The 18,357-nt window shown below is 60.4% G+C and carries 19 protein-coding genes; 5 read left to right on the top strand and 14 right to left on the bottom strand.

From position 1 onward, the window contains the following. Nucleotides 1–101 precede the first annotated feature (101 nt). The 4 genes from GH663_RS05520 to GH663_RS05505 form a co-directional block, all read right to left on the bottom strand. The gene (locus GH663_RS05520) at nucleotides 102–575 is read right to left on the bottom strand and encodes a GlcG/HbpS family heme-binding protein (protein WP_153130664.1); all 474 of its coding nucleotides are present in this window, start codon (nucleotides 573–575) and stop codon (nucleotides 102–104) included. Between the two features lie 177 nt (nucleotides 576–752). Beyond that, the gene (locus tag GH663_RS05515; RefSeq protein WP_153130663.1) at nucleotides 753–1,796 is read right to left on the bottom strand and encodes a DnaJ C-terminal domain-containing protein; all 1,044 of its coding nucleotides are present in this window, start codon (nucleotides 1,794–1,796) and stop codon (nucleotides 753–755) included. Between the two features lie 90 nt (nucleotides 1,797–1,886). Next, the gene (locus tag GH663_RS05510; RefSeq protein ID WP_153130662.1) at nucleotides 1,887–2,522 is read right to left on the bottom strand and encodes a YceH family protein; all 636 of its coding nucleotides are present in this window, start codon (nucleotides 2,520–2,522) and stop codon (nucleotides 1,887–1,889) included. A 44-nt stretch (nucleotides 2,523–2,566) separates the two neighbouring features. Next, complete coding sequence (locus GH663_RS05505; protein WP_246181503.1) at nucleotides 2,567–3,262, bottom strand: 3'-5' exonuclease; 696 nt, start codon at nucleotides 3,260–3,262, stop codon at nucleotides 2,567–2,569. A 32-nt stretch (nucleotides 3,263–3,294) separates the two neighbouring features. Here GH663_RS05505 and GH663_RS05500 point away from each other — a divergent pair, with 32 nt between their 5' ends. From GH663_RS05500 to GH663_RS05490, 3 genes are all read left to right on the top strand, one after another. Then, on the top strand, nucleotides 3,295–3,549 hold the full coding sequence (locus GH663_RS05500; RefSeq protein ID WP_211371064.1) for a hypothetical protein: 255 nt from the start codon (nucleotides 3,295–3,297) through the stop codon (nucleotides 3,547–3,549). After that, nucleotides 3,542–3,823, top strand: a complete 282-nt coding sequence (locus GH663_RS05495) for a GIY-YIG nuclease family protein (RefSeq protein ID WP_153130661.1) — start codon at nucleotides 3,542–3,544, stop codon at nucleotides 3,821–3,823. The genes GH663_RS05500 and GH663_RS05495 overlap by 8 nt, the downstream gene beginning before the upstream one ends. Nucleotides 3,824–4,039: 216 nt before the next feature. Further along, the gene (locus GH663_RS05490; RefSeq protein WP_153130660.1) at nucleotides 4,040–4,309 is read left to right on the top strand and encodes a hypothetical protein; all 270 of its coding nucleotides are present in this window, start codon (nucleotides 4,040–4,042) and stop codon (nucleotides 4,307–4,309) included. A 214-nt stretch (nucleotides 4,310–4,523) separates the two neighbouring features. On the opposite strand, the gene GH663_RS05485 is transcribed toward GH663_RS05490, so the two are convergent. The 3 genes from GH663_RS05485 to GH663_RS05475 form a co-directional block, all read right to left on the bottom strand. Continuing rightward, nucleotides 4,524–5,519, bottom strand: coding sequence for a 2-hydroxyacid dehydrogenase (locus GH663_RS05485; RefSeq protein WP_153130659.1), 996 nt, complete (start codon nucleotides 5,517–5,519; stop codon nucleotides 4,524–4,526). 53 nt (nucleotides 5,520–5,572) lie between these two features. Then, nucleotides 5,573–7,165: an aspartate:alanine exchanger family transporter gene (locus tag GH663_RS05480; RefSeq protein WP_153130658.1), complete on the bottom strand. Its 1,593-nt coding sequence runs from the start codon at nucleotides 7,163–7,165 to the stop codon at nucleotides 5,573–5,575. A gap of 70 nt (nucleotides 7,166–7,235) precedes the next feature. After that, nucleotides 7,236–7,505, bottom strand: coding sequence for a hypothetical protein (locus tag GH663_RS05475; RefSeq protein ID WP_153130657.1), 270 nt, complete (start codon nucleotides 7,503–7,505; stop codon nucleotides 7,236–7,238). Between the two features lie 237 nt (nucleotides 7,506–7,742). On the opposite strand from GH663_RS05475, the gene GH663_RS05470 reads away from it, so the two are divergent. Then, the gene (locus tag GH663_RS05470) at nucleotides 7,743–8,267 is read left to right on the top strand and encodes a GNAT family N-acetyltransferase (protein WP_170291343.1); all 525 of its coding nucleotides are present in this window, start codon (nucleotides 7,743–7,745) and stop codon (nucleotides 8,265–8,267) included. 4 nt (nucleotides 8,268–8,271) lie between these two features. Here GH663_RS05470 and GH663_RS05465 read toward each other — a convergent pair whose 3' ends face one another. The 3 genes from GH663_RS05465 to GH663_RS05455 form a co-directional block, all read right to left on the bottom strand. Next, nucleotides 8,272–9,213 (bottom strand): phosphate acetyltransferase, encoded by a 942-nt coding sequence (locus GH663_RS05465; protein WP_153130655.1) that lies wholly within the window; start codon nucleotides 9,211–9,213, stop codon nucleotides 8,272–8,274. A gap of 29 nt (nucleotides 9,214–9,242) precedes the next feature. Beyond that, complete coding sequence (locus tag GH663_RS05460) at nucleotides 9,243–11,420, bottom strand: DUF3141 domain-containing protein (RefSeq protein ID WP_153130654.1); 2,178 nt, start codon at nucleotides 11,418–11,420, stop codon at nucleotides 9,243–9,245. A 173-nt stretch (nucleotides 11,421–11,593) separates the two neighbouring features. Next, nucleotides 11,594–12,058 carry a hypothetical protein gene (locus tag GH663_RS05455; RefSeq protein ID WP_153130653.1) on the bottom strand — a complete coding sequence of 155 codons (465 nt, stop codon included), beginning with the start codon at nucleotides 12,056–12,058 and terminating at the stop codon, nucleotides 11,594–11,596. Between the two features lie 240 nt (nucleotides 12,059–12,298). Here GH663_RS05455 and GH663_RS05450 point away from each other — a divergent pair, with 240 nt between their 5' ends. Continuing rightward, nucleotides 12,299–13,483 carry a BamA/TamA family outer membrane protein gene (locus GH663_RS05450; protein ID WP_153130652.1) on the top strand — a complete coding sequence of 395 codons (1,185 nt, stop codon included), beginning with the start codon at nucleotides 12,299–12,301 and terminating at the stop codon, nucleotides 13,481–13,483. A gap of 27 nt (nucleotides 13,484–13,510) precedes the next feature. Here the strand turns inward: GH663_RS05450 and GH663_RS05445 are convergent, their stop codons facing one another. From GH663_RS05445 to GH663_RS05430, 4 genes are read right to left on the bottom strand one after another with little or no spacing between them, the layout of a single operon-like run. Next, the gene (locus tag GH663_RS05445; RefSeq protein ID WP_153130651.1) at nucleotides 13,511–14,161 is read right to left on the bottom strand and encodes a 3-oxoacid CoA-transferase subunit B; all 651 of its coding nucleotides are present in this window, start codon (nucleotides 14,159–14,161) and stop codon (nucleotides 13,511–13,513) included. Between the two features lie 2 nt (nucleotides 14,162–14,163). Further along, entirely contained in the window at nucleotides 14,164–14,820 is a 657-nt protein-coding gene (gene atoD, locus GH663_RS05440) for an acetate CoA-transferase subunit alpha (RefSeq protein ID WP_153130650.1), read from the bottom strand. Nucleotides 14,821–14,842: 22 nt separating this feature from the next. Continuing rightward, a complete protein-coding gene (locus GH663_RS05435; RefSeq protein ID WP_153130649.1) occupies nucleotides 14,843–15,847 on the bottom strand; it encodes a YeiH family protein in 1,005 nt (334 codons plus the stop codon). Between the two features lie 53 nt (nucleotides 15,848–15,900). Then, complete coding sequence (locus GH663_RS05430) at nucleotides 15,901–18,351, bottom strand: efflux RND transporter permease subunit (protein WP_153130648.1); 2,451 nt, start codon at nucleotides 18,349–18,351, stop codon at nucleotides 15,901–15,903. Between the last annotated feature and the right edge of the window lie 6 nt (nucleotides 18,352–18,357).

Raw genomic sequence — 18,357 nt, 5'->3', positions numbered from 1 at the left:
TCAGCCAATTCAGGGAAGGCCTGGCTACGCGACAACAGCATCCTGCGGCCGCAGGATGCCGAAGTGGCCTAGGCCGGCCAGATGCGGCCGGCCATCTTCGCTTAACGACTGACCGCTTTGGCCCCGGCCATCGCGACCTGCTCGTCCTGATCGGCCCGCACACCGGAAACGCCGACCGCGCCGATCACATCGCCATTGACGATGATCGGCACCCCGCCCTGCAGGAAAACGTGGCCATCGGCTGAAAGCAACGCCGGCCGCCCCTTGTTGATGGCCTCTTCCAGCGCCCCGCTTGGACGGCGGAAGAGTGCCGCAGTCTTTGCCTTGCCGATCGAAATATCGACGCTGGGCCGTTGTGCATTGTCGAGACGATCGATGGTTAGCGGATAACCGGCATCGTCGGCAACGACAATCACCACATTCCAGCCATTGTTCTTGGCCTCGGCGGTGGCCGCGGCCATCGCCTTGCGCGCTTCAGCCAGGGTCAGCGCCTTCTTGTCGACCAACTGGGCCTGGGCGGACAGCGAGGTGACCAGCAGTAGGCCGGCGGCGAACAGCTTGTTCTTTTGGTTCATTGGGATCTCCTTTGGTGGGCAAACAAACAGACCGGCACGGCCGGTCGACGCCAGGGAGATCGGCAATTTATGGGGTGCGGATATGCCCTGGCGCTAAGGCACTATAGCGGCAAATGGCATGACAGCGACCTCGGGAAAACCCACCCCCGGTTGCTACGCCAGTCTCACCACGCTTAACTAGGCAAGCCCGTTGGCCTGCCGCCAGGCCAGAATCTCCGGCAGCGCCGCCTCGATGTCGTCGAGCAGGGCAGCATTGGCCTGCAACAGCAGTTTGCGCTGGCGAACACTGAGCCGGGCGGGAAACACCGGGATCAGCTCGACCAGCAGATCACCGGCCGGATTCCTGCCTCGTCCCGGATAGCCCTTGCCGGCCAGACACAGGCTTCGGATTTCGGCACTACCGGCCTCCAGCGCCTGAATGAACGGCCCGGCCAGCGACGGCAATTCGATGTCGCCACCGGCAATCAAGGCCAGCGCACTGACCGGCATCCGGAAATGCAGGTCGCGCCCGCGCAACTGATAGAGCGGGTGCGAACGGAGAATCAGCGTCAGGTAGAGGTCGCCCGGCTGCAGTTCGCCATCGCCCGGCTCGCCCTGCCCGGCCAGGCGCAGCTCGTCGCCGGCCAGCATGCCGGGCGGCACGGTGATTTCCAGGCTGACCTCGGCCAGCTCGCGACCGCTGCCCGAACAGTCAGGACAAATGCGCTCGCTGAAGAAACCGCGGCCGGCACAGGCCTCGCACGACGCCAGGACACGCTGCATATCGCGCACCCGGCCGCTGCCGTGGCAGGCCTCGCAAAAGCGGGTACGGGCAAACCCGGACTCGCCACTGCCATCACAGGTCGGGCAGGCCTTGCCGCGGGTATAGCGAATGGTCTTGCGGCAACCGCTGGCCGCCTCCTCCAGATCCAGTTCCAGATTGAGACGGATGTCGGCGGCACGGGCGACCGTTTCTTCAGGCTCAGGGCTGGCAGCCTCGGTTTCGTCGGCCTCGGTTTTTGCCTCTTCCGGCACGTCGACCGCAGCGCCAGCAGTTGTTTCTGTGGTCGCAGCAAGCTGGTCGTAGGCGGCGCGAATTTCCTTGAAACGCTCGGTCGCCTCCGGATGATCGCTGCGGTCCGGATGCCAGCGCATGGCCAGCCGGCGATAGGCCCGCTTCCATTCGGCCGGACCGGCTTCGGGTGCAATGCCGAGAATGGCGTAGGGATCGATCGCGCTCACTTATTTGTCACCATGACGACGGGCCGGCGGCGCGCCGACTGCAAACCGAGGAGTGTTGTTGATCGCCAGCATGGATATCCAACGTTGCCGTCAAGCAGCCAGCACTCGTTCAAGCGCCGCCCGCAATTCGCCCACTTCGCTTTCCAGTGCCGCGACGCGCGTGCGCAGTTCTTCGATTTCCGAACGCGAACCGGAAGCGCTGGCCGGCGCTTGCTCGATGGCCGGCTGGCCGCTCAGCAAGTGCGTCCAGCGGTTCTCGCGGGCGCCGGGCAGGCGTGGCAGTTCAAGGACCAGGCCGCCCTCGGCGCGGCTCGCCAGTTCCTCGAGAAAGGCTTCGACCGACGAGATGTCGGCGAATTTGTGCAGACGCTCGCAATTCAGCCGCAATTCACCGGCCGTTTGCGGCCCGCGCAGCATCAACACCGTGATCAGGGCCGAGGCCTGGGTCGGCACGCCGAGCACGCGCTCGAACTGGTGGGCAAAACGCGGCACCCGGCTACCGCTGACTTCGCTAACCAGCCGGGCCTCTTTCAGGCTATCGATCGCTTGCAGGATGTCGGATTCCCCGAGTTCCAGCACCGGGTTGCGGCTCGTCTTCTGGTTGCAGCCGGCGGCCAGCGCATTCAGCGACATCGGATAGGTATCCGGCACCGTCCGCTGCTTCTCGACCAGCGTGGCGAGAACACGGGTTTCAACAACAGAGAGGATCGGAAAACTGTCAGGCATGTTGAGTTCTTTTGCTATTTGCATCGAAGGTTGAAAAGGCTGGCTCAAAGCGCTGCTTGCTTGTCGCGCTCACGCCGCCAGACATGATAAATCTGCAGCGCGACATGGGCATCATTGGCCGCGTAGAGCAATTGCCGTTCACTCAATTGGCGGCTGGCCCAATTGCTCGTCCCGGTTTTTTTGGACTTCTGCAATTTCTGGCCAAAGTAATGCGCCACCGCCACCTTGGCGCCAACGGTACCTTTATGCCCGGGGCCGCGCAGTACTTCGCCGAGATCGAGGACATTGCGCAGATCGATGCCAAAGCGGGATTTCAGCGCACTGCGGTCGTTGCCCAGACCAAAGCCGACCTTCAGGAGTTGCGTCGCCTCCAGCACGATCTTCAAGGCCGCGCCGTCGGAGGAGCGGGAGAGCGGAAACAGGTAGGTCCGGCGATCGGTCGCCAGTTGCACCAGATGCGGCCCGGTCGACACCTCGCCCTTGAGGAAGGTCGGCTTGGACTCGGTATCGAAGCCAATCACCTCGGCCGCCAGCAACACCACCAGCGCATCGGCCGCCTGTGCTTCGGAAGCGACCAGGGTCACGTTCTCCAGGGCGATCCCCGGGTAAGGCGGCAAATCGGCTTCGGCCAGCGTCGCCCGACTCATCACCAGCTCGCTCAAAGGCGCCTCCGGGCGGCTTTTTGCCGGCGTGAAGGCAAGCAATTTTTGCTTGCCGGAATCCTGGGCTGGCCCATCCATGTATCCTTATCGCTTTCAGAAGAAGCAAGTGTATGGGATCGCAGCGGCACAAAGGCATTTTTGTCTGGCTCAAAGGGCTTTTTTCACCCAAGGTGGCACCGCTGTCTGAAATCGCCCGGGCAAAATTGCTGATTTCAGCCGTCGACCGCGGCGGTATTCCGCTCAATGCCGCCAAGGTCAATGCCATTGCCCGTGATCTCGGGCTGGAGGTTTCCCGCAAGGCCCCGATCGAAGAAACCATACAACGCATCCGCGACGCCCTCGGCCGCATCAACCACCATGACTGAATCCAAGCCTTGGTTCCTGTACCTGATCGAATGTCGCGACGGCAGCATCTACACCGGCATCACCGTCGACGTCGCCGCTCGCTACGCCGCGCACTGTGCAGGCAAAGGCGCCCGCTATACCCGCTCACATACGCCCTCGCGGCTGCTGGGGATCGAGTGCCACCCTGATCGCTCGACCGCCTCGAAAGCGGAATACCGGATCAAGCAGCTATCGGCAGCGGAAAAACGCTGCTATGCCGCCAGCCTCGACAGCGGCATGCCGTCATCAAACTGAGCAGACAACAAAAAAGCACTCCGCAAAGTGCTTGTTTGAGACCAGTTCGAGAAACCCCGACGACTGGCAGCTTGCCTGCCCGGAAGCAGTGGTTCAGCGTAGATAAACGCCGGGCGGCTGGATCACGACCGAAGGCGGTTGCAGGTAAATTGCCGGAGCCGGCACGGGTACCATCACCCTGCTCTCACCGCAGACACTCCGCTCCCGATAATGGCCATGGCGGTCGTACCAGCCATCAACCCGGCACGGCCCGCCGCGATAGTCATCCCGGTAATGGTCGTGACCATAGTGCCGATGATGCTTATGCTTATGGTGATGCCGATGCCCGTCGCCATCGGCAAAAGCTGGCACGGACAGCGCCAGCAGCAGGGACGCAAGAACTACCTTCACGGGGTGACGTGTCATACAAAAACCTCAAATTCGGAAACCGGGATTTATCCTGAAGCAGCCCCTGGCAAGGCAGCACAGGAAACAAGCAAGGCTTAGCAAATTCTACGCCAACCAAAATTTTGATGATTTTTCGGCAGAATTTTAATGTCGCACGTCCGCCGCTGTCGTTGCGTGGCGACAGCAGCGGACGCTACACAGCTAAGCGTTTGATTTATAGCATCTTCAATTGTCGCCAACGCACGACAACGCGCTATTGCGACGTATCCGCCAAGAAGGGCCGTTGAGGCTTGCTGGAGCCCTCCCGAGCGAATCAAGAGGCCTTGATCTCGTTGGTCAGCGGACGCCCCTCGGCAAACTCGCTGACGCTGTTGATGGTCGTTTCGCAAATGGTCGTGATCGCTTCCTCGGTAAAAAAGGCCTGGTGCCCGGTAACGATCACGTTGGGGAAAGAAAGCAGGCGCTGGAACACATCGTCCGCGACGATGGTATTCGACAGATCGCGGAAGAACAGGTCGGCCTCCTGCTCATAGACGTCAATCGCCAAGCCGCCCAACTGACCGCTTTTCAGCGCTTCGATCACCGCCTCGGTATCGACCAGCCCGCCACGACTCGTATTGATCAGCAACGCCCCGCGCTTGGCCCGGGCCAGGGTGTCGGCATTGACGATATGGTGCGTTTCCGGCGTCAGCGGACAATGCAGGGAAATGATGTCGGCCTTGGCCCCGATTTCCCCGGGCTGGGCATAACTCGCCCCCAGTGCGGTAAAGGTTTCCGATGGGTACTTGTCGTAGCCGATGACCCGACAGCCAAAGCCCAGCATGATTTTGGCGAAGACACAGCCGATCTTGCCAGTGCCGACCACGGCCACGGTCTTGCCGTGCAGGTCGAAGCCCATCAGCCCATCCAGCGCAAAATTGGAGTCTCGCGTCCGGTTGTAGGCACGGTGAATCTTGCGATTGATTGCCTGCAGCAACGCCACCGCATGCTCGGCCACCGAATAGGGCGAATAGGTCACCACCCGGACAACCTTGAGCCCCAATTCCGCGGCAGCCTGCAGATCGACGTTGTTGAAGCCGGTACAGCGCAGCGCCACCAGGCGAGTGCCTGCGGCAGCGAGCGCCTTGAGTACGCCGGCATCGGCACGGTCATTAACGAAGATGCAGACGGCCTCATAGCCGGCGGCGAGTGCGGCCGACTCCTGGTCGAGCATCTCGTCGAAAAAACGAAGCTGATGACCAGCTGTTTCATTGGCTGCAGTGAGGAAGTCGCGGTCGTAACGCTTGGCGCTGAATACGGCAATTTTCATTTTATCTGCTCCATGAAATATGGAAAAAATGTCTGGGCTGCCTGCTTCGGGCGTCACCCACCCAGCAATATCACGGCGATTTGCGCAAACACGATCTTGAAGATGGTCATCGATGGAAAGATCATGGCGTAGCCGACATCCGGCCGATCTGTACCGGCGGTACGGCTGGCAAAAGCAAGGATCGCCGGATTGCCGGTGGCGCCGGAGATGACACCGATCGCGGTATCGAAAGGTAAGCGGAAAACAACCAGACAAAAGAAGGCGGTAATCAACACCAGGGCGGTAGCGATCAGCGCGCCGTAGAGCAGGAAGCTGGCGCCGGTCGTGCTCACCGTCGCAAAGAACTTCGGCCCCGAGGCCAGCCCGACCTGGGCCAGGAAGATGGTCAAACCGAAGTTGCGCAGCACGAGATTGGCCGATAGCGGCATGGTCCAGACAAAGGGACCGCTCCGCCGGATTTTGCCGAGGTAAAGAGCGACCAGCAGCAGGGCCGCAAGGCCGAGGGTGAGTTTGCCGACACCGGGAATGGCCAATGGAATCAAGCCGACGAGCAGTCCAAGCGCGGCACCGATACCGATCGAGATATAGCTGAGATCGGCCGTTCCCTTGATCGAGTCGCCGAAAAAGGCCCGGATGTTCTTGATCTTGTCGCGCGGCACCAGCAGGCCGACCCGGTCCCCAACCTCGAGGATCAGATCAGGGCTGGGATGGAGATCGCTATCGCCACGCCGCACCTGGATAATCGAACACTCGATGCCGGCCGGCAGCGCCAGATCGCCAATAGCGCAGCCAACCACACTCGGTTTCGAAGCGAAGACACGAATGTAGTCGAAATCCTCGCGATGGCTGGTAATCCGCCCGGGCTGCAGTTCGCCCAGCAGGGCCACCGTATTTTGCAGCGCCGACTTGTCGGTGGAAGTCGCCAACAAGACGTCGCCCGGGGCCAAAACAAAATCATCCGAAGGCAGGCAGTTGTGATGCTCCCGCCGGATCGCAGCAATCATCACGCCGGCCGGCAAGCGAGGTATCAGTTCTGGAAAGCCGACACCATAGAAAGCTGAATTCAACAAGGCAATTTCCGCCGTCTCGACAACCTGCCCGGCAGGCAGATCGATCTTGGGCTTCAACCAAGCCTTCAGGATGTAAATGCCGAGAATCGGAATCGCCACTCCGAACGGATAAGCCACGCTGTAACCCACTGCGGCACCATTGCTCGTCACCGCCGCCAGAATCGCCTGCAAGGTCGCCGTGCTGGTGCCTGCCCCGGCAAAGATACCGAGCGATTCGTCGGCGGCCAGACCGGCGAATGGCACCAGGGCCACCGAAACACAGCCCGCCCCCAGCACCCCGAGGGTCGCAGCCGCGTTGGCCTTGATTCCCTCCTTGCTGGTCAGGCCTTTGAAGAACTGCGCTCCGTACTGAATCCCGACCCCGTAGAGAAAGAGCAGGAGACCCATGGTGCCGAGTACGCCTGGTGGCGCCGCCTTCGCGGCAAATCCCCCGACGGCCAGACCGACGAACAGTACCGCGCCGGAGCCCAGCGCGAAGCCCTTGATGTTGATTTCACCGACCAGATAGCCTAGGGCAATGGTCAGAAACAAGGTGAACAACGGCTGCGTTTCAAGCAATAGCTTTATCTCTTCCACGGCCAGACTCCTTGGAATAGTCTAATTACTGACTTTCAACAACCAGGCAACATGCACCTCAATCACCTTGTCAGCGAACGATCGAAGCGCCGTAAATGGTGTGCGAAGGAAGCTTCAACCGCTCCTCAAGCATCCCGGGAATAGAAAGTTGAAAATAGCGGATGTTACTGATCGGGAAAATTAAAAAATCCCCATCGACTTCGACCACCAGCCGATCGCTCTCCCAAAGACTTTTCAACATCAACTGTCGGGCGGCGTTGATTTCAACCTGCTCCGGAAACTCGAACGACATTTTCTTGCCATCGATGAAATTCAGTGTCAGCGAGCGAACTGTCTTCATTTGATTGCTCCAGCACCGCCAATGAGAATCGGCCAAACCTCTTATGCAAGGGACCTCTTATGAAGGGGTTCTACTTATGCATGATAGGTGGCACATAGCAAATCCTCAATACCCGATGCCCTTCATTTTCCCAGGGATACCGTTCTTGGTTATGATTGGAGGGTATCTGCCGGGCACTCAGCTCACGGCAAGCAGCTGACTTTCGAAAGACAAAGATCTGGCAAGGAGATGTGCATCATGCTCGATATCCGTCAGTACACCGCAACTGAAACCCTGAAAAACGGCCTCGACATATGCATCCGGGCCTCACGCCCGGATGACAGCGACAGGATCGTCGAAGCATTCCATCAGCTCAATCCCGAATCGGTCTATCTGCGCTTTTTCAGTCCCAAGAAGGAAATTTCGGAGGCCGAACTGCAGCGCTTTCGGGAAACCGACTTCGACCGCCGGGTCATCTTACTCGGCACTATCGTCCAGAAAGGTCGAGAAATCGTAATCGCCTCGGCGAGCTATGTCCGGGTAGACGAGGACAGCGCCGAAGTGGCTTTTCTGATCGAGGAGGACTTTCATCGACTGGGCATTGCCGGCCTCCTGCTCAAGCATCTCGGCCGAATTGCGGTGGGCGCCGGTATCAAGACCTTTATCGCCGAAGTACTGCCGCACAACACCGCGATGCTCGGGGTCTTCAAACGTAGCGGTTGGCCAATGACCTCCGAAGTATCCGATGGCACGGTGCACCTTTCTTTGGCACTGAAAAGCTAAGGCATCAGGCCAATGCCGTACTGACATTCTCTCGCCTGGCCTGAGCAACTAGTGCGGCGACGGCACAGGATGCAAGTCGCGTCAGCACGGAATCGGCACGGCTGGTCAGGATGATCGGCACTCGTGCACCGAGCACGATGCCGGCCGCATCGGCGTCCGCCATGAAGCTCAGGCTCTTGGCCAGCATGTTGCCGGCCTCAAGATCCGGCACCACCAGAATATCGGCCTGGCCGGCGACCGGCGACTCGATCTTCTTGATCTTGGCTGCATTGAGATCGACTGCATTGTCGAGCGCCAGCGGGCCGTCGAGAATGCCGCCGGTGATCTGACCACGATCCGCCATTTTGCAGAGAGCGCCGGCCTCGATGGTCGATTGGAGTTTCGGATTGATCGTTTCCATCGCCGAGAGGATCGCTACCTTGGGTTGCTCGATCCCCAGCGAGTGCGCCAGATCGATTGCGTTCTGGATGATGTGCATCTTGTCTTCCATGCTTGGAAAGATGTTGATTGCCGCATCGGTGACGAAAATCGCCCGATCCAGGCTCGGCACATCCATGATGAAGCAGTGACTGATCCGTCGCGCCGTCCGCAAGCCGGTTCCGCTGCGCACCACGGCGGCCATCAGTTCATCGGTATGCAGGCTTCCCTTCATCAGCAATTCGGCCCGCCCTTCGCGGGCCAGTTGGACGGCAGCCTCTGCGGCGGCAACGCTATGCGGCACGTCCACCAGTTCGAATTTCGAGATATCGAGCCCGAATTGCCCTGCCACGGCGTCGATCTTGCTACGGGGGCCGACCAGAATCGGCTGCAGAATTCCCATTTCTGCAGCCTCCACCGCCCCCCTCAGCGAATTCTCGTCACATGGATGGGCAACAGCGGTCGGCGTCGGTGACAGGGTCTTACAGCGAGCAATCAAGCGTTCGTATTTCTCGTGTTTACGTTCCATGCCTCTTCCCTCTCATCGATGCATACTGATTAGCTGACCTTGCGTGAGATTCGTTTGGTCGCCACTTTTTGCTCGGTACCAGTAAAAAGTTTCTCGATCAGAGCCAGTCGTTCGGCTCGCTCTCCTGTCGCCTTGCCAGTCGCCTCGACCGTACGCCGAATGGCTTCCAGCGATTTCGCGCGGAGAGCGGGATCAGTTGGCAACATTGTCGGAATCGCCGCCAGCGCAGCCTCCTGATCGAGCAACAGCCCAAAAAACTGCTCGCGGAGAAGCTGTTTGAACTCATCTAGTGACATGCCCTTATTTTCAGCGCGAATTTGCCGCAATTCGTTGAATGCGCGTTCGTCCACCCCAGGCCCGGCCATCCCGATATAGACCAGGCTGCGAATTACTGCTTCGTGCAATCCACCGTCGGCGATACGCGACTTCAACTCGGCGATACGCCGCTCGATGAACGCGATGCGTTCCGGGTCCATGCCAGGTCGCTTGCGTGGCGGCGCATCCGAGGCCTTGAGGCCGAGCAGCGCCTGCAGCACCGGAGAACTGTAAGTGGCCAGGAAGATCTGTTCCAGGCTGCTATCGCGTAGATCGCGATAGCCATCGAGAGCGGTGACTATCCCTTCAGAAATCGCCGATTGCCAGGCCAGGAATGGATTGTCTGCCGATACCGGCTGACGTTGTTGGCGAACCTCCTCGGCAAGTTGGGCAATTTGCTGCATAAACGGGTTGCGATCGGAAAAAATCTCAAACTGGAGTTCGGATGGATTGAGTTTTTTCATCCATTCCGCCGTCTGTTCGTTTATACCAGCCCGGACAAGGGGTTGAAGAAGCGTCCGATAAAGACCGAGATTGATCTCCGATACCCGCTGGACGGCAGCAAAACGACGCTCGTTCTCGGCGCTGGGCAGGACGACGGCACGGATGTCGTTCAAGGTGCGCGGCTCGAAGCGCACGATCCAGTCGCCGACCACCAAGTCGGGGTTGGCCGCCTCGCCAGACTTCGGGGTCATTACCGCCTCATACAGACCGGGCGGCAAGACATCGACCAGGTCGATGTTGGAGGCGAACTCCTGATGCTCCTTCTTGGCAATGCCGCCCGAAACAAAGATGCCAAGGTGCCCGACGCTTTCGTGAATGGCGTAGATGATGGTCTGGCCACAGACGCGGATGTCGTCATCCTTGGCGTACAAATCAGTGATCCAACCCAAGGCCTGTTGCGGCGGGGTGATGTTGTCGCCCTTGGAGCAGAAACAGATTATCGGCGAGCGAATGTTGCGGAGATCGATCCGCTTGCCATCGCTGGTCACGATCTCGCCTGTCGCCAGACGATTGCCGACGAACAACTGATCGACGATCCATTGAATTTCCTCGCCATTCAGATTGACGTGACCGCCCCACCACTTCTCGAACTCGAGGAAACGCTGTGCACCGCTGTCGATCGTAGACCAGATATCGTAATTCTTGCTCCACAGCGTGTTGGCCGGGTTCAGGTTCTCGAAATTCTTGACCAGATGGGCACCATCGAACTTGCCGTTGCCGAGGTCGCTGGTCAGCGCGGTGATCCAGCTACCACCGGCCAGGCCGCCGGTATAGCGCATCGGGTTCTCACCTTCGACACCAGCCCAGTAGGAAAGCGGCGAGCCGGGAACGATGACCGGGCCACACAGCTCAGGTCGCGTCGCGGCCAGCATCATGACCGCCCAACCGGCCTGGCAGTTGCCGATGATGCAGGGCTTGCCCTCGGCCTCCGGATGTAGCTCGATGACTTTTTCCAGGAAGACCGCCTCGGCGCGCATGATGTCTTCGATGGTTTGCCCCGGCATCGGCTCCGGGGTAAAGCCGACGAAATAACAGGGATGCCCGGCACGCATGGCGACGCCGAGTTCGCTGTCGGCCTTGAAGCCGCCAATCCCCGGCCCGTGCCCGGCGCGCGGGTCGACAACGACGAACGGCCGTTTTTGCAGATCAATCGTTACCCCTGCCGGCGGTTTGATACGGACCAGCATGTAATTGACCGGCCGCTCGAAACCACGGGCGTCGAGCACCAGTTCGGCATCGAAGTTGAGCACATGAGGAACCTTCTTCGCCTTCTGCGCATAGTATTGGTCACTGCGCTGGCGCAGCAGGTCCCAGAACAGAATGGTACGTTGGCTGGCATCTACCATGTATTCCCCCACCGGCCCCCAGGCCTGGAGGATGGCGTTCATGCCGCCAAGCAATCCCGGTAGCACATCTGCTGTCTTGTTAGCCGTTGAGTCAGTCGATTTTTTACTGGACGGGTTGGACATATTGCTAATCCTCGATAACGGTATTGACTTGCTGCACTGCCTTTACAACCAAAGCGGAGGCAGAGTTAGGGGACTGTTGAAGAGGCTTCAGCTCATTTGACGGTGTAGCCCCGCCCTTCCAGACAGGCGGCGCGTGCCTTCGTATATGCGCCCTGTTGTTGCTGGGAACTGGCCTGTTGCTGTTGCTGGGCTTGTTGCTGGGTTGCGGCATTTTGCCGGCGGCTCTGTCCGCGCGCGGCAACCGCCCCGACCGCGGCACCAGTCCCGGCGTCGCCGCCGACAACCTCGCCGACGACAGCCCCTCGCATGGCCCCACGCGCACCGGCACCGGGGGTGGTACCTGTGGCGGTTGTTGGCGGCTTTGCCGCCTGTTGTGGCGGTGGCGGCTTTGCTGGGTCAAAACCGGTTTGCTGGACGGCCCATGTATGACAGGCCGACTCATCGCTCTGTTGTTGCGCCGGAGACTGCCCCTTCGCCGGATACACGTATTGCTGGGCGAACACCAGGGAAACCAGCCCCAGACCGCAGGCAAACACCCATAGGGTTTTCTGTTTCATTCGATCAACCTCCACAAAAGGTGAATGCCAGGCGCCATGCGGCAGGCAAAACACTTTACTGGTTCATGTCTCGTATCGAAGCAGGTCAGGTCATCCGGAAGATGACAAGTGGTAGCATACCACCGGCAAGTGTTCGCTTTGAATACCGATTTCAGGGGTAATACAAGTCCCACCGGAACTTCGCCGACAACAGGAAAACCGGGATCCGAATCAAGCACAACAGCCAGAAAGTGCGCTGCAATGACCAATCGAATTCACCTTTATGCTTTCAAAGCAGTTAGCTGGCTTGTGTTGCTCTCGTCCGGCCTGAACTCATGGGCACAGACCGTGCCTTCCGCCGGGCAGAAGCCTGCCGAAGCAACTGCCCAGCAAGCGTCGTCGCCGACAGCGGTCGACGATGGCTGGCCGGATTTGAGCAACTTCATCGACCAGGCCTATGGCTTTCTTCCACTAGCCATTCCGATCACGGAACCAGCCGTCGGTTTGGGCGCCGTTGGCGCCCTGGCCTTCATCGACAAGCAAAATCCGGAAGCGGGTGCGGGGTTTGGTCGCCCGAATATCTCGGTGGTCGGCGCCCTCGCTACCGACAACGGATCACGCGGCCTGATCCTCGGGGATATGCGCTACTGGCTGGACGATCGACTGCAAACGCTGGTCGGCGCGATCAAAACCAGCATCAACCTGGATTACTACGGCACTGGCGAGCAAGGTTTCCTGAACAAGCACCCACGCTCCTACTCTCTTGACTTGTCGGGTGCAATGGCACAAGCAAAGTACCGGATCGGCCAATCCCAGAACTGGATCGGACTGGGTTACATACTGGCCAGCACCAGCGCCACCTTCAACACCCCCTTTGATTTTCCGGAGCGCGACCGGTCGATCCAGCTCGGGGGCATCAATACCACTTTTTCGCACGATTCACGCGACAACATTTTCACGCCGCGCAGCGGCAATTATCTGGAGTTGTCGGTCAGCCTGTTCAACGAGGCCTTGGGCAGCGACCTGAAATTCACGCGGCTAAACCTGATCGGCATGCAATATTTCCCGCTTGATGCGAAATGGTCTTTCGGTTTGCGTGAAAGCATAAGCTTCAACTACGGCGATGCGCCTTTCTACATTCAACCATTTGTCCTGATGCGCGGGGTTCCCGCCATGCGTTATCAGGGGGAAAAGGTCGCGCAAGTGGAAGCCGAATTGCGCTGGCAATTCTGGCAACGCTTCAGTCTCCTCGGCTTTGTCGGGGCCGGTTCGGCGGTCGATGAAATCCGCCAATTGACGCAAACCAGCAACGTGGTCGCTGGTGGCGCCGGGCTGCGTTATGAGGTGGCCAAAAAATACGGCATCCACATGGGACTGGATGTCGCCTGGAGCCGCGATGGTCCGGCCGCCTATTTTCAGGTCGGCAGCGCCTGGATGCGACCGTAATCGCTCCCAGGCGCTGCGCAATTCGAGCTAGGCGAGCGCCATCTCACCGACCTTGTCGGCCATCGCGAAACGCGCCCCGGTCTTTTCGCGAACCGTTTCGACCGAGATGCCAGGTGCGGTTTCGAGCAGAACGAATTCGCCATGCGAGATCGAGAAGACGGCCAGTTCGGTCACCACCAGCGAGACACGGGACTTGGCCGTCAGCGGCAAGCTGCAGCGTTCGAGAATGCGCGTTTCGCCTTCTTTCGTGCAGTGCTCCATGGCGACGATGACCTTGCGGGCACCACTGACCAGGTCCATGGCACCGCCCATGCCGGGCACCATCTTGCCGGGCACCATCCAGTTGGCCAGGCTACCTTCTTCGTCGACCTGCAGACCACCCAGCACGGTGACATCGACGTGGCCGCCGCGGATCAGCGCAAACGAGGTGGCACTGTCGAACATTGCCGCTCCCGGCGCCAGGCCGCAGGGCACGCCGCCGGCATTGACGACGCCGGGCATCGGCTCGCCTTCCAGCGGCCCAAGGCCGAGAAAGCCGTTTTCCGACTGCAGCGTGATGTTCACGCCCTTCGGCAGGAAGCGCGGCACCATGGTCGGCAGGCCGATCCCGAGATTGACGACGTAGCCCTCCTTCAACTCCTGGGCAACGCGGCGGGCAATGATTTCCTTGGCTTCCATGTTCAAGCTCCCTGACTCAGAACGATCTTGTCGACCAGTGCGGCCGGGGTCATCACCATATCCGGATCGATCTCGCCGACCTCGACCAGTTCATCGACTTCGACGATGACCAGATCGGCGGCAAAGGCGATCACCGGATTGAAATTGCGGGCCGCCCGTTCATAGACCAGATTGCCGGCCCGGTCGGCGCGCTTCGCCTTGATGATCGCGATGTCGGCGCGCAAGGGCAGCTCGAGCAAGTATTCCTTGCCGCCAACCGCCATCTTGGTCTTGCCTTCCTCGACCACGGTGCCGACCCCGGTCGGCGTCAGGACACCGCCCAAGCCGCTGCCACCGCAGCGGATACGCTCGATCAGCGTGCCCTGGGGCACCAGGTCGACATCGAGTTCGCCGGCGATCATCTTCTTGCCGGTAGCCGGGTTGGTCCCGATATGAGAGACGATCACCCGACTCACCTGGCCGCTCGCCACCAGCGGACCGACGCCGGCCTCCGGCATTGCGGTGTCGTTGCCGATCAGGGTCAGTTGGCCGACGCGGCTCTCGCGCAGCACCGCGACGATCCCCAGCGGTGTACCGACGCCCATGAAGCCGCCAAACATAACGGTCATGCCGTCCCGGAACAGCGGGCCGATTTCAGGCCATTGCACAATCTTGTTCATGTTCTTTGCTCTTTCAAAAAGTTCAGCGCTGGAGCATCAGGCCACCGAGGATCAGGCAGGCCAGGAATACGGTATCGATCAGCAGCATCAGTACCGGGCGCCAACCTAGCGCGGCCAGTTGCTGGAAGGAGGTCTTGACGCCGAGGGCGGCGATGGCAACGACCAGGCACCAGCGCGACAGGCCGGACATGCCGTCAACCACCGGCTTGGGTATCCAGCCCAGACTATTGATGACAATCAGGGCCGCGAAGCCGACCAGGAACATCGGCAGCAGCGGCGGCTTGGTGCCCTGCCCGCCGCCCTGGCTGCGGAAGAGCAGCGACAGCACGACCACCACCGGCAGCAACATGGCGACGCGCAGCAGCTTGACGAAGGTCGCCGTGTCGCCGACCTCGGGGGAAATCAGGTAGCCGGCAGCCACCACCTGAGCTACGTCGTGGATGGTGCCGCCGATGAATACGGCTGAGGCACTGGGGCTGAGTTCGAGGAATTTGGCGATACTCGGGTAGGCGATCATCGCCACGGTCGATAGCGCGGTGACCCCTACTACCGTGAACAGCGTGAAACGCTGGTTTTCCTCGTTTTTCGGCAAGACCGCAGAAATAGCCAAGGCGGCGGAAGCACCGCAGATCGCCACGGCGCCGCCGGTGAGCACGCCCTCGACCGCCGGTCGTCGCAGGATACGGCCAATCGAGACGCCGAACAGGATGGTCATGAACACGCCGCCGATTACCATGCTGATCGAAGTGCTGCCAATCGAGGTGATCTGGTCGACGGTGATCCGCACGCCAAGCAAGGCAACACCGAAGCGCAGGATCTGGCGCGCCGTGAACTCAATGCCGGCCTTGACCTTCTCGCCCTGCGCCGCGAAGTTAAAGGCCATGCCGAAGAACAGCGCGTAGAGCAGTTGCGGCCCGCCCTGGTGCTCGGAGACGAAAGTCGCCGCCATGGCAATGGTGATGGCCGTCAGGATGCCCGGCCACAGCGCTTTCCAATGCGGGATCCGGTCGACGAAGAAGGCATGCATTTTTCCGGCTCCTGCCCCGCGGGCGGACGATTGGCTAATGGTGGTCATGGGAGTTAGCGGCTGGCAGTGCGCAGCATGGACAGGTTGAATTGGGCGCTGCGCGCCGGCTTGTCGAGCAGGAAGTGCGAGAGGGCCGGGATCAGGACCAGCGCACCGATCATGTTCCAGACGAACATGAAGGTGAGCAGGATGCCCATGTCGGCCTGAAACTTGATCGGCGACCAGACCCAGGTGACGACACCGGCGGCCAGGGTGATACCGACCAGCGCGACGACCTTGCCGGTGAATTTGATCGAGCGCTTGTAGGCGACGGCAAGGCTGGCGCCGGCCCGCTGCTGGGCGAGCTGGATGCTCAGCAGGTAGAGCGCGTAGTCGACGCCGATGCCGACGCCAAGGGCAATCACCGGCAAGGTGGCGACCTTGACCCCAATCCCGAGGATCACCATCAGCGCCTCGCAGAGGATCGAAGTGACGACCAGCGGCACGATGGCGACGACGACGGCGCGCCAGTTGCGGAAGGTGACGAAGCACAGCAGGATCACCGCGCCATAGACGTAGAGCAGCATGGTCCGGTTGGCCTCATGAACGACGATGTTGGTCGCCGCCTCGATACCGGCATTGCCGGCGGCGAGCAGGAACTGATGCTCGGGCGTCGAGTTGGCCTCGGCGAAGCGGGCCGACTCCTCGACCACCCGGCTCAGGGTTTCGGCACGATGGTCGGACAGATAGGCGATCACCGGCATCACCGAGCAATCGTTATTGAACAGATCCGGGTTGTTGACCGAAGCCTGCTGCGCGCCGTAGTTGAGGACGTTCTGGTTGCGGGCCAGGGTCAGCCATTTCGGGCTGCCCTCGTTCGAGCCGGCGGTGATCTGGCGCACGGCATTGCCGAGAAATACGGTGGTCTGTACCCCCGGTAACTGTTGCAGGTTCCAAGCCAGACGGTCGGCCTCGACCAGGGTTTGGTAATTCAGGCAGCCTTCGGCCGGCGTCTTGACGATGACCGCGAACTGGTCGCTGGACAGCGAATAGCTGCCGGAAATGTAGGCGTTGTCCTTGTTGTAGCGCGAGTCGGCACGCAACTCGGGGGCCCCGGCTTCGAGATCGCCGATCTTCAATTGCAGGCTGACGACGAAGCCAATCACTGCCAGCGCCAGGGAAACGCCCACCGCGCCTAGCGCCCAGCGACGCTCGGTGAAACGCTCAAGCCAGGACCACAGGCCGGCCATGCCCTTGCCGGAAGACTCCGCCTGATCGGCCCGCAAGCTGCGCTCGGCCGCCCCGGCGCTGACGCCAGTGTAGGACAGGAGCACCGGCAAGAGGATCAGGTTGGTGAAGATCAAGACGGCGACGCCCATCGAGGCGGACAGTGCGAGGTCCTTGATGACCGGGATATCGATCAGCATCAGCACGGCAAAGCCCACGGCATCGGCCAGCAAAGCGGTCATTCCGGCCAGGAACAGGCGACGGAAGGTATAGCGGGCAGCGACCAGGCGGTGTGTCCCCTGTCCAATATCCTGCATGATGCCGTTCATCTTCTGCGCTCCGTGCGAGACACCGATGGCGAAGATCAGGAAAGGCACAAGGATGGAGAAGGGGTCCAGCTCGAAGCCGAGAAAGGCGACCAGCCCGAGTTGCCAGACCACGGCGACCACTGAACAGGCGACCACCAGCGCCGTACTGCGCAGGCAGCGGGTGTAGAAATAAATGATGGCAACAGCGATGGCGGCGGCAATCGCGAAATACATCATGACCTGCGACAGGCCTTCGATCAGGTCGCCGACCAGCTTGGCAAAACCGACCATATGGATGCGTGTACCGGAGCCATCCTGCTCGTAGCGATGGCGGATGTTCTCTTCCAGCGTTCTGGAAAGTGCCCGGTAGTCGATCTGCCGGCCAGTCGCCGGATCCTTGTCGAGCAAGGGAACCACGATCATGCTCGACTTGAAGTCGTTGCCGACAAAGCGCCCGACGATGCCAGCACGGGCGATATTCAGCCGCAGCTGCTCGGTCGCCTTCGGCGAACCATCATAGGATTCCGGCATCACCGGGCCACCGCGGAAGCCCTCCTCGGTCACTTCGGTCCACCGTACACCGGGCGTCCACAACGACTTCAACCAAGCCCGGTCGACGCCGGGGGTCAGGAACAGTTCATCGCTGATCTTGCGCAGCGTCTCCTGGTATTTCGGATCGAAAATATCGCCCTCGGTGTTTTCGACGACGATACGCAGGACATTGCCCAGGCCGCGCAATTCGGCCCGATTGTCGAGGTAGTTCTTGATATAAGGCTGGCTCTGCGGAATCATCCGTTCAAAGCTGGCATTCAGCGTCAGCTTGGTCGCCGCGCCGAACAGAAAGAGCAGCGTCGCCAGGACGCAGGCCACGACAACAACCAGCCGGTTGTTGAAGATCAGGCGTTCAAGCTTGGTGCCCGAGTTCTGGTTGAAATCTTCCAGGCTCCGCACGATGGGCATGCGGTCCATGAGGTCAGTTGCGACAGCCATCGCTTG

This window comes from Dechloromonas hortensis, from assembly GCF_009469765.1.
In the GTDB taxonomy this organism is placed as follows: Bacteria; Pseudomonadota; Gammaproteobacteria; order Burkholderiales; family Rhodocyclaceae; genus Azonexus; species Azonexus hortensis.
This window is presented reverse-complemented; position numbering and strand designations above follow the sequence as displayed.

What these genes read in the sequence shown, in the direction of transcription:
- GH663_RS05520 (WP_153130664.1), bottom strand. Translation starts at nt 575, where the DNA reads ATGAACCAAAAGAACAAGCTGTTCGCCGCCGGCCTACTGCTGGTCACC.
- GH663_RS05510 (WP_153130662.1), bottom strand. Translation starts at nt 2,522, where the DNA reads ATGCCTGACAGTTTTCCGATCCTCTCTGTTGTTGAAACCCGTGTTCTC.
- GH663_RS05505 (WP_246181503.1), bottom strand. Translation starts at nt 3,262, where the DNA reads ATGGATGGGCCAGCCCAGGATTCCGGCAAGCAAAAATTGCTTGCCTTC.
- GH663_RS05500 (WP_211371064.1), top strand. Translation starts at nt 3,295, where the DNA reads ATGGGATCGCAGCGGCACAAAGGCATTTTTGTCTGGCTCAAAGGGCTT.
- GH663_RS05495 (WP_153130661.1), top strand. Translation starts at nt 3,542, where the DNA reads ATGACTGAATCCAAGCCTTGGTTCCTGTACCTGATCGAATGTCGCGAC.
- GH663_RS05490 (WP_153130660.1), top strand. Translation starts at nt 4,040, where the DNA reads ATGGCGGTCGTACCAGCCATCAACCCGGCACGGCCCGCCGCGATAGTC.
- GH663_RS05485 (WP_153130659.1), bottom strand. Translation starts at nt 5,519, where the DNA reads ATGAAAATTGCCGTATTCAGCGCCAAGCGTTACGACCGCGACTTCCTC.
- GH663_RS05475 (WP_153130657.1), bottom strand. Translation starts at nt 7,505, where the DNA reads ATGAAGACAGTTCGCTCGCTGACACTGAATTTCATCGATGGCAAGAAA.
- GH663_RS05470 (WP_170291343.1), top strand. Translation starts at nt 7,743, where the DNA reads ATGCTCGATATCCGTCAGTACACCGCAACTGAAACCCTGAAAAACGGC.
- GH663_RS05465 (WP_153130655.1), bottom strand. Translation starts at nt 9,213, where the DNA reads ATGGAACGTAAACACGAGAAATACGAACGCTTGATTGCTCGCTGTAAG.
- GH663_RS05460 (WP_153130654.1), bottom strand. Translation starts at nt 11,420, where the DNA reads ATGAACGCCATCCTCCAGGCCTGGGGGCCGGTGGGGGAATACATGGTA.
- GH663_RS05455 (WP_153130653.1), bottom strand. Translation starts at nt 12,058, where the DNA reads ATGAAACAGAAAACCCTATGGGTGTTTGCCTGCGGTCTGGGGCTGGTT.
- GH663_RS05450 (WP_153130652.1), top strand. Translation starts at nt 12,299, where the DNA reads ATGACCAATCGAATTCACCTTTATGCTTTCAAAGCAGTTAGCTGGCTT.
- GH663_RS05445 (WP_153130651.1), bottom strand. Translation starts at nt 14,161, where the DNA reads ATGGAAGCCAAGGAAATCATTGCCCGCCGCGTTGCCCAGGAGTTGAAG.
- atoD (WP_153130650.1), bottom strand. Translation starts at nt 14,820, where the DNA reads ATGAACAAGATTGTGCAATGGCCTGAAATCGGCCCGCTGTTCCGGGAC.
- GH663_RS05435 (WP_153130649.1), bottom strand. Translation starts at nt 15,847, where the DNA reads ATGCATGCCTTCTTCGTCGACCGGATCCCGCATTGGAAAGCGCTGTGG.
- GH663_RS05430 (WP_153130648.1), bottom strand. Translation starts at nt 18,351, where the DNA reads ATGGCTGTCGCAACTGACCTCATGGACCGCATGCCCATCGTGCGGAGC.